Source organism: Microcystis sp. M44BS1, from assembly GCF_020244875.1.
Lineage (GTDB): Bacteria > Cyanobacteriota > Cyanobacteriia > Cyanobacteriales > Microcystaceae > Microcystis > Microcystis panniformis.
In genome coordinates this window covers 22049-36817 of sequence record NZ_JADBVM010000321.1, presented here as the reverse complement: position 1 = coordinate 36817, position 14769 = coordinate 22049, and the positions used below count along the sequence as shown (strand labels likewise).

Here is a 14769-nt window from a genome sequence, read left to right as displayed (position 1 = left end):
CCTAGCGTGGGGCGGTCCGGTAACATCGATGATCGCATATTCTGGATTAGAGGCGAAATTAGCCAGCGCCCACTGTTGAAAGAGATTTTTAGCATCGATAAAAGATGGCGATTCCGATTGTTGAGAGACTAAATGAGAGGCTACAGGGATAAAAAGCCCGTGCAGATAGTTTTTAACCGCATTTAACCCCGAATCTAGATAATAAGCCCCAATTATCGCTTCAAAAGTGTCCGCTAATAGGGTAGGATTCGATCGCCCCCGATCTTTAATTGCCCCCTTACCCAAACGCATTAACTCCCCTAGACCGATTTCGATGCCCAATTGCGCTAATTGTTCTTCTTTGACCAAATTTGACCGCAAACGAGTTAATTCGGCCTCGTTCATGGCGGGATATTTTTGATACAATAGTTCGCCCACCAAAAAAGCCAAAATCGCATCGCCCAAAAATTCTAGGCGCTCGTTATTTTCCGTCAATTCGGACTGTTCATTGACATAGGAACGATGGGTTAAAGCTTGGGTGAGAAGGAGAGCATTTTGAAAAGGAGGCAAACAAGACATTACAGAAATGATCAAGTCAAGAGCATTTCTTATCTTAATCTGACCCCACCCCGAATAGATGAGACGAACGATCCTTTTTTTACTGTTTTTTCCGGCTAGTTTAGGCATAATCTCCCAAATCTTTTCACCAGAAAACCTATCCGCTGCTATTCTTGCCCTAAGTAGGGAGGCACAATTATTTGTAGGATGGGTTAGCGGTAGCGTAACATGAGCGGGCGTTGGGTTTCATGCTTCAACCCAACCTACATTCATCTGTTTTTTCCGGCTAGTTTAGGCATAATCTCCCAAATCTTCCCACCGGAAAACCTATCCGCTCCCATTCTTGCCCTAGGTACCCTGGGGATGTGTATGGAACAGGCACGCATGGCAGCGGTGGACTTGGTAGAAATTGCCCAATTTCAGGAAAAAATCAGCGATCCTCGCCTCGATCGCTTTTTTATCGTCACAATTAGTACAATTGTTTTAAAATTATCGGGCTTTTATTTGGCCGTCCTGTGGATAGGATGGGGGGCCTTAATAGTTTTAGTTAGTCAAATTTGGTTTCATTGTTTAGCCAAAATTCAACTGCAGCCAACCACGGAAAAAATTATTGACTATGGCATAGTGCCACGTTTACCCATACTACTCGCCGACTATATGGATGGTCTGGAGTACTTCAATGGCAAACTAATTAGCAACCGCTGCGATGCCTGCGGTGTCTATGATATTTACGATACTAATGGCAATCTCCTGCAAGCAGCTTTCATTACTGCTCCAGCTGCTGCAACTGGTATTGCCTACGATGGTACCGATTTTTACGTCTCAAATGTCTATAACTCATCAATTGGAGTTTATGATGAGGTACTAGGGACACTGAAATCGACTATCAACTTGATTCCCAAGACACCAGGGGACACCTTCTTGATTGAGGATCTTTCTGTAGATTACCTTCAGCGTCCTGATACAGGGCGTGTTCCTGAGCCAGCTTCCGTCTTAGGCTTACTTGCCATCGGTGTTTTGGGTGCAGGTTCGGCTTTGACGCGCAAATTATTAAAGTAGGAATCTGACTCAGAAATTCGCTACTTAAAAATCGATAACTAAAAGCGATCGCACTCAATCAATGCAGTGCGATCTTTTTGAACGTCAGTCCTCAGCCTTGAGAGACTTTGTACCTCACCAGTCTGAAAATTGTATAATATAGAATCCCGATTACTTTTCATCTGTGGCAGTTCCGTCATGACTAGATCGACAGAAACAGCGACCCTAACATTATACGAAGAAGATTTTTATCTCTGGCTAAAAACCACGGCAGAACAATTAAAAAAAGGCCAGTTTGCCGAGGTGGATTTAGACAATTTAATTGAGGAGATTGAATCGATGGGGAGAAGTGAAAGACACGCGCTCAAAAGTCTTTTAACTCGTCTCCTAGAACATTTACTCAAATTAACTTACTGGCAATCGGAAAGAGACCGGAATGGCAATCATTGGAATGGAGAAATCAATAATTTTCGGGCAGAAATTCAAGATTTACTGGAGGATAGCCCTAGTTTAAAGCCCTATCTTCGGGAGATTTTTGAGCCATCCTACCATACAGCTTTAGAGGCCGTCCGGAAAAAAATGGGTTTATCCCCTGGCGGTTTACCCAGTCAGATAATTTTTAATCTGGAACAGGTTTTAGATGATCAATGGCTGCCAATCGAGTGGGAATAAACTATTGACTATCTAATACTAAATCTGGTTATTAAAGACTGATTATCTATTCCCTCTTTTGCCTGTCCTGATAAGTAGCCTATATTCAACGAATTTAGTAAGTAGTCGTGCAAAATAAATTTCCTGGTGAAGAAAGGCAAAAGGCAAGAGGCAAGAGGCAAAGGGGGGGTTAGATATGTGTAATTAATTTTGCATAGGTACTTATCATCTATCTGAGAAAGTCCGTAATTTAACCTTGTAACAAATCTTAACTAAAAACAGTTGACAAAAACTAGATAATCCTCTAGGATTGGGGACTATGATTGCCACGCGCAATTAGCATTATTCAGCCAGCAAACATATTAGCAGACTGCCTTTTGCCTTGGGCGTAGCACTTATACAAGCTTTGGAAGCCGAATAAAAAAATATCTTAGGAGGCAAAAATGCGTTCACAATTTACTGACATCCTTGGTTCACATAAAAACTGGTTAATATCAGGAATCGCAACTTCCTTGATGTTGGCAACTGTTCCGGTGCAGGCGGCAATAATTAAAGCAGAAGTTGATTGGACGCTTGGAGGAATTACGCGCCCAGGTTCTCCCGATATTGACGGACCCGCAACCAGTGGTTATGTAGATGTCTTGGCTGGGGACAATGATCCATCTGGTAACGGTGTCTTTTATCACACCTACGGTGATGTCACTGGCAATTTTGGGTCGCGGGTTAACGGTAAAGGCAACTATGACATTACTGGATTGTTTACTTATAAAGATACCTTTGTCAACCCTAGTTCTTTCCCTTCCCCGGCTACTTTTACCTTTACGATCATTCCGGGAGAACTGAGCGCTGATATTTCTCCCAGCTATACACCCGCAGCCTTAGATGCGTTATTCGCTCGCTACGAAATTGACATTCGACTTAATGGGACATCCATCTGGGACAGTAGTGCCGAGCTTCAATACGATGGCGGGACTAATCTCTTCTCTTTTACCAATACAGGTACTCACTCTTTAGGGGGTACTACTACTACTACTGCTACTTCCTACTCCTACTTTTTTGGCCCTGTCACCACGACTATTTCTCTAGGTACTTTTGCGCCGGGGGAAACAAAACTGTTCGAGTACGATCTAAAAACCATCGCAACTGGCAATTTACCTACTACTTGTACAGGTAGTCCTAATGGGGGAGGTAATCCTAACGAGCCTAATGGACAAGTCGGTAATTTTGCCACCGGTCCGGATAATGGAACCGGACAACAGGAAGCACCTTGTGGTGGCTCTATTGCTCGTAGTGGTGATCCTTTTCATCCTAACTTCCCTAGTGGCAGCCCCCCTGGAACGATTACAGTTACAGGAGTACAGTCAACAGCGATACCAGAACCCAGCAATCTTTTATCACTTTTGGTATTAGGAGGGGGAATTGGCGGAAGTTCAATCCGGCGTTGGTATCGCCGCAAAAATAGCAATTCTTAGAAGAATATTTGGGGCTGGCACGGGGGGGCAAATCGGTGTCAACTCAAGAAAAAATGATGATTTTTTCTTGAGTTGCGAGGGGGGAAACTCTTGATAAATCTTGTAACCCACATTCCGCACCCTCAACGAGAAGCTGATCACTGATCTAGTTTTACTCAACCAATTTCTTCAGTAGGGCATCCACTTCCTGGAGGCCGGATTGATTATTTTTTAGGGCATAAACTGCTCGCGCTTGCTTAAAAGCCTCCTCTGCCTCTCTTTTTCGTCCTCGGCCCGCGTAGGCCCGACCGAGATTAAGATAGACATCGGCGTTATTGGGGGCGATTTTGGCCAAATCTTGATAGGCGATAATTGCTGCAAGATAATCTTTTCTGGCCAGATGGATGCGACCGATTCCCGCTTGTGCTTCCAAAGATTGGGGTTGTAGGAAAACAGCCCGACGATAAAAGGGAAGAGCCTCGTCAAAACGCTCTTGTTTTTCAAGTAAAATCCCTATTTTTAGCTGAATTAAAAAATTTCCGGCACTTTGTCGTTCTATTTCTTTTAAAATTTGGGTTCCGCCATTTAAATCGCCCTGTTTGAGCAAAAGGCTGGCTAGTTGCAATCTTAATTCACTATTGTTAGGGAATCTTTGCAGGGATTTTTGGAGAAAATCGAGGGCTTCGCTGCTTTTATTCTGTTCAATCAAGGCTTTGCCCATGATTTCGTGGGCTTGCTGATTATTGGGGTCGAGAGCTAAAACCCATTGGTAAACTTCGCCCGCTTTAGCATAGTTTTTTTGCCGTAATAATACCACCCCTAAACCGAGGTAGTGTTGGACGTTTTTCGGTTCTATTTGGATAGCGTAGTAGTAAGCGGTGGCTGCATTCTCATAATCGCCGATATTAGCCAAACTATAACCGAGAGCATGGAAAAAGTCGGGATTACTCGGATCGAGACTTAAAGCTTTTTGGTATGCTTGGGCGGCGGCGTTATAATCCCCTTGCCGCGTTTGTAAAAAGCCAATCCCAGAGAAAATTCTGGCATTATTGCCATCAAGGGCGGCAGCCCGCTCGTAAACGGCTATAGCTTCCCCATAATTGCCATTTTTGACCAATTGCCGCGCTTGACGCAGTAGTTCGTTAACCTGTGAATCCTTGCTCACGATTGCCCCCGCCGGATTATCAGCGATCGCAATTGAGGGAGAGAAACAGCCCCCCGCAAGAAGACCGACGAGCAAGATTAAACGGGTAAATTGTTTCATCGCTTTACCTTTGTTAACGATTCTTAATTAAAATTTATTGTAAATGGTATTGACAAAAATCAACTATTCTGCATCACCCTTGAACGAGATTATTGCGGGCTTCTTGGGCGACTTGGGCGCTTTTGTCGCCAGTTAACTGGGTCAAAACAGCGATCGCATCTTGCCCCCCTAAGCGGCCTAAAGCTTGAGCGAGACGATAGCGCAGTTGCCAGTCATCATCATTAGCCAAGGGAACGAGTAAAGAGACGGCGCGAGGGTCGCCTAGTTCCCCAAAAGCACTAACGGCGGCCGTTTTTACCAATTCATTATCGGAGTTAAGGGCGATTTCCAGCAGTTCAAAGCCCCGGGGTTCCCCCAATTCGCCCAAAGCGGCCACAATGCTAAATTGAATTAACCAGTCGCTGGATTGTTGATAGACAGCCACCAGATCATCGTAGGCTGCCGTTAATTTTAACCCCCCGATCGCATCGGCCGCGGCCGCTTTCACGTCTGCTTCGGGATCATTTAACAAACGATCGCGTAGAATAGTTAAGGCCAGATCAGGATTCTGACGACCGAGGATATCTAGCTGACTTACCGCCGAATAACGCACCCTAGCGTTACTATCGTTAATTAAAGGCTGTAACATCTCGAAGGCGATTTCTGGGGCTAAATAACGCAGTTGATTAACTCCCGATAAGCGATCGCCATAATCATCGGAATCGAGCAGCCGTTGCACGGATTCGGGGGAATAATTCATAATTTGATGACACCCTTAACAATTGGACTGGTATTAATTGTCCCATGAATAGTTATCGAATCCTGACTATCTTGATCATGTTTAGTTCCCCGGTTTTTTGGGGCTGTAGTCCCCCCTCTCCCCCTAAAAAAGAACCGACGGCTAAGATAATCATTTCTCCTTCTCCTAGTCCGATTATTTCCCCATCAGACATTAAAGCTGCTAATCGTTATCGTCAATTGGGATTACAGTATCGTCAACAGGGAGATTTTGTCAAAAGTATTGAAGCTTTAAAAAAATCGGTACAGTTAAACCCCAATCATCTAGACGGGAGAGTAATTTTAGGTTGGACACAACACCTCGCTAAACAACCTTTAGCGGCACAAACAACCCTAGAGGAAACGATTAAAATTGCTCCCGATCATGTGGCTGCTTATAATGCTTTGGGTATTGTTTATCTTGTCGGTGGTCATCTTGAAAAAGCTGTGGTCACTCATACTAAAGCCGCTAATTTAAAACCCGATAATGAAATCGCCTACTATAATTTATCCCTCGCCTATCATCGCCTAAAAGATTTTGATTCAGCTATTAATAACGCTAAAAAAGCAGTTAAATTAGAGCCAAATAATCCCCATCCTCTTGTGGCTTTGGCAATGATTTATTTAGATCAAGGTGATAGTAAAAAAGCACAGGATACCTATAGAAAGGCTAGGGATTTAGACGGTCGTTATCGACAAAAATGGTTTCTGGCACACCTGAAGGAAGCTGGTTTTAGTCAGGAGCAAATTAAATTAGTCGAAAAGTTACTATCTAGTTAGATTGAAAGTTATTATTTCCCCTTAAGATGCCTGTCGATGTCCCAGTTTTAGGAAAATAGTTTCTAAATCTTCGCGGCAAGTATAAAACTCGCTTAAGGTCAGACCAGAAACCACTAAAGATTTCAACAATTCGGCACTATCTTCTAGGGTTCCCGTAAATTTAACTCGGAGAGTATTAGTATTAATAATTCTTTGCCAACTTTCCACAAAAACACATTGTTTAAGAGCGGTTTCTAAGGCCTCTAAATTGCCTAGAGTCGTGATCTGCAAGTATTGACCGGCTAGACGTTGATTTAATTCTTGTAAAGAGGTACTTTCCACTAGATAACCTAATTCCATTATACCCACAGAACTACAAAGTTCCGCTAAATCACTAAGGACATGGGAAGAAATTAAAATAGTCATACCTGCCGATTGTAAGACTTTAATAATCTCACGAAATTGTAGGCGAGCGATCGGGTCTAATCCAGAAACCGGTTCATCGAGAAGTAAAATTAAAGGTTCATGGATAATGGTTCGGGCTAAACTTAAACGTTGTTTCATCCCCCGGGATAAAGTAGCGATCAAATTATGGCTTTTATTGGTTAATTGTACCAGTTCTAGAACCTCATAAATGCGGCGATGACGTTGGGAGCGAGGAATATGATAAAGACGGGCAAAATAATCCAGATAATTCCAGACATTTAGGTCATCGTAGAGGGGAAAATTATCGGGTAGATAACCTAAATTTCTTTTCAGACGGGGATTACTCTCATCTCTTAAAAGACGTTCTCCGTGCAGATATATTTCTCCCGTTGTCGGTTCTTCCGCTGCCGCTAACATCCTAATTAAAGTGGTTTTTCCTGCTCCATTTGGACCGATTAACCCGTAAACTTCCCCCGCTTCAATCTGTAAATCCACTTGATTAACAGCCCCATGGCGGTCAAATTGTTTGGTTAAACCAACGGTAGCAATGGCTAATTCGGGTGTGTTCATAAAGTTTTAGTAGTGGGATTGCTGACAAACTGGCCACCACATTCTTAACATTAACGTTTGGGTTTCCCCTTATCAATAGAACCATTCTTGATGGTATGGTGAGAACCACAACTAGGACAAGGCAATACAGGCGCAGAGGTGATTTTGTTCTGTGTTACACTGATATTTGAGTAAGTCGGACACGAACCACAAAAAGATATTGATCAGAAAACTGATCATCAAGCTAGAGGTTTAAAGTCTGATGTGAGCCGATTATAGCAATTTCCATAGTTGTGAGGTACAGAGTCTTAGGTTTTGAGGAGTCAGGAGTCAGGAGTCAGGAGATAGGAGATTATTTTATTTATTCTCCCCACACCCCACACCCTACACCCTGCCCCCAGGAAAAACTTTTTCAGCAAACCCTAATTATCTGATGATTGCTGGATTTAATACCATGTATAGACGAGAATTACTGCAATTTATTGGCTCTCACGCTCTTTTTGGGGCTATTAATCCAGAATTTACTTGGAATTATCAAAATATTGACCATTGGGGCGAATTATCAAGGAATTATCGCCTCTGCACCACGGGAAAGCAACAAACACCGATCGATCTGAGTATAGTGAATGAAAAAGAGCTATACCAACCCACCTTTAATTATCGTCCTATACCCCTAAAAATTCGCCATAACGGTCGTACAATCTTAGTTCAGACCGAAAAAGGTGGAAACATGAGTTTTCACGGCGAAAACTGGGATTTGTTGCAGTTTCATTTTCATCACCCCAGCGAACATCAGATTAAAGGTCAGTCTTTCCCTCTAGAAATTCATCTAGTGCATGGGAATGGGAAGGGAAATTTAGCAGTTGTGGGTATCTTAGCCGAAATTGGCGCTTTTAATCCCTATTTACAAACCATTTGGGCTTATTTGCCCCAAGAACCTTCTCCTGAAATGATTATCCCCGATACTTGGGTCAATGCCGGGCTTTTACTGCCAGAAAATAGCGGTTTCTATGAATATCGGGGGTCTTTGTCCACTCCTCCCTGTAGCGAGGATGTTCTCTGGTTAGTCTGGCAAAATGCGATCGAAATTTCTCCCCAACAACTGCAACAATTGGCCGCGATTTTTCCCCGTAATGCGAGGAATATTCAACCCTTAAACGGGCGATCAATCCTGCATTCCTAGGCGAAATTGTCGGCATTTTGGCTAATTTAGATAATTTTATTAACTTTTAGACCAACAATGGTAAATAACTCAGGAATACGCTCAATAACTAAAGCTTCAGTGGCTGTCCAGTCACTTTCCTTCGTGGCTAAAACCCCAAGAACACTCAAGGGAACCTGTAAAAATAGGTGACTTAAGAGGAGAGCGATCGCAGCAATGACCAAACCTAAAAGCCGCCATTGGGGGAGATAGGCGGCCACGGCAGCCGCTAGAGGCGCAAAATTATAGATAGGCCAAGCGATGAGAATTAGGAGGACGACTCCCAAAAGAGTAAGAAGACGATGGCGAGGACGTTGAAAAAGAGAGAGAATTTTTAACTGTTCGGGGGTGAGTTGACTAGGTTTCAGGGCAACCAACAAAAGACTAAAGATATCAAAAGGTTTTGTCCACTGCATCCAAAAGACGGGTAGGATAGCGATCGCTCCCAGAAATAGCCATTCTAGCCAAAGAAAAGGCAAGGGATCACCCACAGCTAAACCAATCCAAGCGATTTGTAAAAAGATTGGCAAGGCCGCTAACCCTGCCAGATGAATCCACAAAAAAGGTTCTGATTTCATAGAGGGAAATGAGAATTATAAATTATAAATTATGAATTATGAAGTGGGGAAGTGGGGAAGTGGGGAAGTGGAGAAGTGGGGGAATTATGACTGATAACTGATAACTGATAACTGATAACTGAATCCCGACTCCCTGACGCTGACCGTCTAATTAGCTGGATAAAGTGCGACGTTTCATGACCATTTCGTAGGCTTCGATAATATCGCCTTCTTTCCAGTCATTGAATTTAGAAATACCGACACCGCACTCGAAACCGGTGGCGACCTCCCGGGCATCTTCCTTCATCCGTTTGAGGGAATCAAGAACCCCCTGATAAACAATTTCCTTGCCGCGACGCACGCGCAGGAAGCGATTCCGCACCAGTTTACCGGATTGGACATAACAACCCGCCACGGCCCCACGACCGACGGTGAAGACGGCCCGCACTTCGGCAAAACCGAGGTGTTCTTCCACTTCTTCGGGGTCGAGAAGACCTTCCATCGCCCCTTGAATATCATCGAGAAGCTTGTAGATGATATTGTAATCGCGGATATCGACTCCTTCCCGATCGGCGGATGCGCGCGCACCACTGGCAAGGGTGGTATTAAAGCCCACCACCACCGCACCACTAGCGGCGGCCAGATCCACATCGGTTTCGGTGATTTCCCCCGGAGAGGCGAGGAGAACCCGAATCTGCACTTCGTTTTGGGGCAACTGTTTGAGCGCACCGAGGATGGCCTCGACGGAACCTTGCACATCTGCCTTGAGGATGAGATTAAGTTCCTTGAGTTGTCCTTCTTGAGCTTGGATAGAGAGGGTGCTAAGGCTAACGCGACGGGAGGAGAGGGCCTGTTGTAAACGGGTGTTGCGTCGTTCGATCGTCCGTTGATCGGCAATCGATCGGGCCTCTTTTTCACTTTCATAGACATCGAACTCATCGCCGGCGGCCGGGACATCACTAAGACCGAGGATTTCCACGGCGAAGGAGGGGGTGGCCGCTTCGACTTTTTGACCGCGATCATCGATCATCGCCCGAATTTTGCCGAAAACGGAACCAGCGACGATGCTATCACCGACGCGGAGAGTACCATTCTGGACGAGCAGGGTAGCCACGGGACCTTTGGTGCGATCGAGGTTAGCTTCGATCACGGTTCCCTTGGCCAAGCGATCGGGGTTAGCGACCAATTGCTCTACTTCTGCCACCAAGAGGATCATTTCCAGCAGATTATCGAGATTTTCACCCCGCAGGGCGCTAACGGGAACCATGATCGTCTCACCGCCCCAATCTTCGGCCACCAGTCCCTGTTCGGTCAATTCCTGTTTAATCCGGTCGGGGTTAGCCGAAGGTTTATCGACTTTGTTAATCGCCACCACGATGGGGACTTCGGCGGCCCTGGCGTGACTGATTGCCTCTTTTGTTTGGGGTTGTACGCCATCATCGGCGGCTACCACCAGCACCGCTATATCGGTGACTCTCGCCCCACGGGCCCGCATGGCGGTAAAAGCTTCGTGGCCGGGGGTATCTAAGAAGACAATCTGTTCTGGTTTGCCGTTATGTTCCACATCGACGTGGTAAGCACCGATGTGCTGGGTGATGCCGCCGGCTTCTCCTTGGGCGACTTTGGTTTTGCGGATCGAGTCGAGGAGGGTGGTTTTGCCGTGGTCAACGTGACCCATAATGGTGACGACGGGGGGACGACGCTGGAGACTTTCCCAGTCGGAGACATCGATCATCTCCGTGGTTTTGATTGCCGCCGACTGGGTGCTGGGGGTTTCCACGGTCATCTCGAAGTCCCTGGCGATCATTTCGATGGTGTCCACGTCGAGAGTTTGGGTGATATTAACCGCCATCCCTTTAAAAAATAGAGTTCTGATGATCTCGGTTTCCGGGACTTTCATCAATTCCGAGAGGTCGCGCACGGTGAGACTACCAGTGATGACGATGCTTTCTGGGCGTTTTTCCTCTTGGGGTTCTTGGCGCTCGCTTTTCGGACTGCCGGTGTGGGCGGTTGGTTTACTGGGCCGCTTAACTTTGACTGCTGTTGGGGTGCCAGGGGTGGCCGCTTTAGCGCTGGGCGGTTTGGGGGGACGAGCAGTGGAAAGGGTAAAACTGGGGCTATTGATTAACCCGGATAGTTCCGATTCTAGATCATCATCATCTTCAAAGAGAGCTTGGGTGCGGCGTTTGTTTTTGCCAGCAGTTTTGGCGGTTTTGGCCGCTTTTTTCTCTTCTTCTTCTTCCTCTTCCCAGCTAGATTTTTTAGCCATGCGAGGGGGCATGGTCGGTCGTTTGAGTTTTTTGGGCCCGTCTGCTCCGAGCAATCCGGTATCTGTATCGATTTCTGTGCCATCAACACCAGATTTCTTGGTGGTGTCGGTTTCTTCCTCGCCGGTAGCCGAGATTTTAGCGGGCATACCAGGGCGAACCGGGCGCTTCAATTCCACCGTCTCCCGCACTTCTCTAGTTGGTTCCGCCAGTTTCGGGCTTTTTCCGTCGGGTTTGCGGTTGAGGGTCGGTTTTTCTGGTTTAACCAAGCCAGCCCTGCGCTCAGGGCTAGGGGCGTTTTCGCTCTCGCCGCGCTCGCGTTTTTCTCCCCGGGGCCTGTCGTTACCGCCGGGGGCATTTTTAGATCGGGGTTCTGGCCGGCCCGAGGTGCTGCCCGGGCGTGGTTTCGGGGTGAGGGAAGGTCGATTAGGTGGGGCGATTAAGGTGGGGGCTGCTTCTGGCACTAGCGGGGTTTCGGTCGGGGTTTCTTTCACACTGGCGGACTGAGATAGCATCTGTGCAGCAGTGGCGGTAGCTCCATTTTTCTGCTCGGTGGGGGGAGTTTTTTCGGCCGCACCGTCGCGCCCTGGGGGAGCAACGAGGGGTTTAACTGGGGGACGGGGAGGACTGATTAAAGTCGGTTTAGCTGAGGACCCGGCAGGCCCGGGATAGATTTCCCCTTCTTCGCCAGTTTCGGGGCGGTTGTGTTTATGCAGGGCTAAAATCTTTTGTTTTTTTTCCTCGGCAGGACTAACCGATTCTCGCTGACCCGTGCTATTTTTACTGGTACTCGAGGCCAATCCCTTCGCAGCGATTGCTTTGATGCGTTGGGCATCCTCTTCGCTGATCGTGCTACTGTGGCTCTTGTACTCGATGTTCAACTGGTCACAGATATCCAAAATGTCTTTGTTGTCTAGATTCAATTCTTTTGATAAATCGTAAATTCTGACTTTCGCGTTACTCATCCATTATCCCCCGGCTAAAGTGTTAGTGATCCTATAAGTTGGCTGATTTTTTGATCCTGTCAGGACTGCCCCCTTTCCATGCTAACGATTTTGTGGCTATGATCGTCAATTTTAATCCTGATTTGAACGACCTTGCTTGGCAGTCCCGAGGCGCTCTTGCAAGGATTCATAGAGCGTTTCGGGAATATTGGCTTTTAGGGCCCGTCCGAGACGATTTTTTTGCCGGGCCAGTTGCAGGCAATTAGGTTGCGGACAGATATAGGCAGCCCTTCCCATTCCTTGATCTAATTGTATCTGTCCGGACGGGTGTAGTCGGACAATTCGCCAAAAGGATTCTTTCGGGGCGAAGAGACGGCAGCTAATACAGCGTCGATAATTGACGAAGGGGTTCATTCTTGGTCTAAATCCTGCGCTTCTGGGTCGTTTTCATCGGTTTTTACTTCTTGTTCTCCTTTATAGAGGGCTATATCCTTAATATCGATTTTCCAGCCCGTCAGACGGGCGGCTAGACGCACGTTCTGCCCTTCTTTGCCAATCGCTAAACTCAATTGATCCTGTGCCACCAGTACCAGTGCTTGTCTTTCTTCGGCATTAGTGAACAAAACTTGGTCGATACGGGCAGGACTAAGGGCATTGGCGATGTAGGTGGCGGGGTCTGGAGACCAACGAATCACGTCGATTTTTTCGCCCCGCAATTCGTTAACCACGGCTTGAATCCGCGAACCTCTGGCCCCAATACAGGCCCCAACCGGATCCACGTCTCTCTCTAAGGTATCGACGGCGATTTTTGTCCGTGAACCAACGTGACGGGAGGGGGGATTGGCTTCCCGGGCGACGGCGACAATACGCACGATTTCCTCTTCGATTTCGGGAACTTCGTTGGCGAACAGATATACTACCAAACCCGCCGCCGCTCTGGAAACGATTAATTGCGGGCCGCGGTGAGAACCTTCTAGGACTTTTTTGAGCAGAACTTTAAAGGTGGCGTTGGCGCGATAGTTATCGTTGGGCAGCTGTTCCCGTTTGGGTAGTTCTGCTTCCACTTCTGGTTGACCGTAGGTACTTTGTACCATGACAATAGCGGCCTGTCTTTCAAAACGGACGACCCGGGCCTGTAAAACCGTTCCTTCCAGATCTTGGAACTCCTCTTGAATCATTTTGCGTTGGTTATCCCGCAGTTTTTGCAGTAAAACCTGTTTAGTTTGAATCGCCGCCATGCGACCAAATTCTCTTTGGTCGGGGGTGACATCAAGAACTACTTCATCCCCTAATTGGGCCTCGTCGGCCACTTCTTGCACTTCTTTGAGACCGATGTGATGGTCGGGATTAGTCACTTCTTCGACAATAGTTTTAGTCGAAAGGATGCGAAACCCTTCTTCTTCTACGTCTAATTCCACATCAAAGTTATTGAAATAATCTTCATGGAATTGAGCGGCTTTTTCTAAACTTTGGGCGCGTCGATAACGTTCATACCCCTTGAGAAGTGCTTCACGCAAGGCTTCCTGTACGGCATTTTTGGGCAGATTATGTCGTTGGCTAATTTCTTCGAGCATTATTTTTAAACCAGGCAAATTAACAGTAGCCATAATTATTTTTTCTCCTTATTTTTGAGTCATTATTTTTTTAGCCATTAGCCTTGTATCAGTTATCAGTTATCAGTTATCAGTTATCAGATGTAAGTTTTAAGTTTTAAGTTAATCAGTTATCAGTTATCTTCATCCTTATCCCTGATTACTGTTTACTGTTTACTGATTACTGCGCTGCTCATCTAAACGGACGCTGATGACGGTAGTGCGATCGATGGTCAGGGAGCGACCTTTTTGGTTAAGATAAATAGATTGCTCATCTCTACCTTGCAGTTTTCCGCGCCATTCTTTTGGTTTTCCCTGGCTATCCTGGCCGGTAACGATGACGGGAAAACCTTTAAAAGACTGAAATTCGCGCTCGCTGCTCAGTTGTCGAGAAATGCCGGGGCTAGATATTTCCAAAACGTAGGCCCCTGGTAAGATTTCTTGACTGTCGAGGGCGGTTTCCAAGGCCCGACTCATCTGCTCACAGTCCTCTAAACCAGTATCTCCCGCAAGATTGCGAATATCGACGCGCAGGACGGGAGGCCTTTTATTGGTTTGGAAAACGATATCGACCACTTCTAGCCCCAAGTTTTCAGCGATAGGGGTGGCTAGGTGCAGCAGGTCGGGGATGAGCGGATGGGTCATGATTTGGACAATAAAAAAAGCGGGCGAAACCCACTTCCCTAAACTGTTAGTGATTGGGATAGGCAGTTGTTAGACCACCTAGCTAAATACAATATAGCAAAAAACCGTCATCACTATTTGCCCCCGGGGTCG

At 46.3% G+C, this 14769-nt stretch carries 14 protein-coding genes and 2 pseudogenes; 6 read left to right on the top strand and 10 right to left on the bottom strand.

The annotated features are described in order from the left end of the window. Positions 1–558, bottom strand: a 558-nt coding sequence (gene rnc / locus IM515_RS23950) for a ribonuclease III (protein ID WP_287698014.1), incomplete at its 3' end; no start/stop codon positions are given. A 207-nt stretch (positions 559–765) separates the two neighbouring features. Here rnc and IM515_RS26040 point away from each other — a divergent pair. From IM515_RS26040 to IM515_RS23935, 4 genes and pseudogenes are all read left to right on the top strand, one after another. Further along, a pseudogene (locus IM515_RS26040) lies at positions 766–1191 on the top strand (PEP-CTERM sorting domain-containing protein); the annotation flags it as partial. A 3-nt stretch (positions 1192–1194) separates the two neighbouring features. Further along, positions 1195–1596, top strand: a complete 402-nt coding sequence (locus IM515_RS26245; protein ID WP_502881983.1) for a PEP-CTERM sorting domain-containing protein — start codon at positions 1195–1197, stop codon at positions 1594–1596. Positions 1597–1773: 177 nt separating this feature from the next. After that, positions 1774–2247: a DUF29 domain-containing protein gene (locus IM515_RS23940; protein WP_002768367.1), complete on the top strand. Its 474-nt coding sequence runs from the start codon at positions 1774–1776 to the stop codon at positions 2245–2247. A 422-nt stretch (positions 2248–2669) separates the two neighbouring features. Then, a complete protein-coding gene (locus IM515_RS23935) occupies positions 2670–3698 on the top strand; it encodes a PEP-CTERM sorting domain-containing protein (RefSeq protein ID WP_287629662.1) in 1029 nt (342 codons plus the stop codon). A gap of 151 nt (positions 3699–3849) precedes the next feature. Here the strand turns inward: IM515_RS23935 and IM515_RS23930 are convergent, their stop codons facing one another. Beyond that, positions 3850–4941, bottom strand: coding sequence for a tetratricopeptide repeat protein (locus IM515_RS23930; protein ID WP_287629661.1), 1092 nt, complete (start codon positions 4939–4941; stop codon positions 3850–3852). Between the two features lie 73 nt (positions 4942–5014). After that, entirely contained in the window at positions 5015–5680 is a 666-nt protein-coding gene (nblB, locus tag IM515_RS23925) for a phycobilisome degradation protein NblB (RefSeq protein ID WP_287629660.1), read from the bottom strand. 44 nt (positions 5681–5724) lie between these two features. Here nblB and IM515_RS23920 point away from each other — a divergent pair, with 44 nt between their 5' ends. Then, the gene (locus tag IM515_RS23920) at positions 5725–6477 is read left to right on the top strand and encodes a tetratricopeptide repeat protein (protein ID WP_287629659.1); all 753 of its coding nucleotides are present in this window, start codon (positions 5725–5727) and stop codon (positions 6475–6477) included. Positions 6478–6498: 21 nt separating this feature from the next. Here IM515_RS23920 and IM515_RS23915 read toward each other — a convergent pair whose 3' ends face one another. After that, positions 6499–7452 (bottom strand): ABC transporter ATP-binding protein, encoded by a 954-nt coding sequence (locus IM515_RS23915; protein ID WP_287629658.1) that lies wholly within the window; start codon positions 7450–7452, stop codon positions 6499–6501. 53 nt (positions 7453–7505) lie between these two features. Further along, positions 7506–7668, bottom strand: a pseudogene (locus tag IM515_RS23910) (ISNCY family transposase); the annotation flags it as partial. Between the two features lie 217 nt (positions 7669–7885). Here IM515_RS23910 and IM515_RS23905 point away from each other — a divergent pair. Next, on the top strand, positions 7886–8614 hold the full coding sequence (locus IM515_RS23905; protein ID WP_043996696.1) for a carbonic anhydrase: 729 nt from the start codon (positions 7886–7888) through the stop codon (positions 8612–8614). 26 nt (positions 8615–8640) lie between these two features. On the opposite strand, the gene IM515_RS23900 is transcribed toward IM515_RS23905, so the two are convergent. From IM515_RS23900 to rimP, 5 genes are all read right to left on the bottom strand, one after another. Then, complete coding sequence (locus tag IM515_RS23900; RefSeq protein WP_150976469.1) at positions 8641–9210, bottom strand: low-complexity tail membrane protein; 570 nt, start codon at positions 9208–9210, stop codon at positions 8641–8643. Positions 9211–9361: 151 nt separating this feature from the next. Continuing rightward, positions 9362–12421, bottom strand: coding sequence for a translation initiation factor IF-2 (infB, locus tag IM515_RS23895; protein WP_287629656.1), 3060 nt, complete (start codon positions 12419–12421; stop codon positions 9362–9364). A 111-nt stretch (positions 12422–12532) separates the two neighbouring features. Then, entirely contained in the window at positions 12533–12814 is a 282-nt protein-coding gene (locus tag IM515_RS23890) for a YlxR family protein (protein WP_002768359.1), read from the bottom strand. Beyond that, entirely contained in the window at positions 12811–14007 is a 1197-nt protein-coding gene (gene nusA, locus IM515_RS23885) for a transcription termination factor NusA (RefSeq protein ID WP_287629654.1), read from the bottom strand. The genes IM515_RS23890 and nusA overlap by 4 nt, the downstream gene beginning before the upstream one ends. A gap of 159 nt (positions 14008–14166) precedes the next feature. Then, on the bottom strand, positions 14167–14637 hold the full coding sequence (gene rimP / locus IM515_RS23880) for a ribosome maturation factor RimP (protein WP_287629652.1): 471 nt from the start codon (positions 14635–14637) through the stop codon (positions 14167–14169). Positions 14638–14769: the final 132 nt, after the last annotated feature.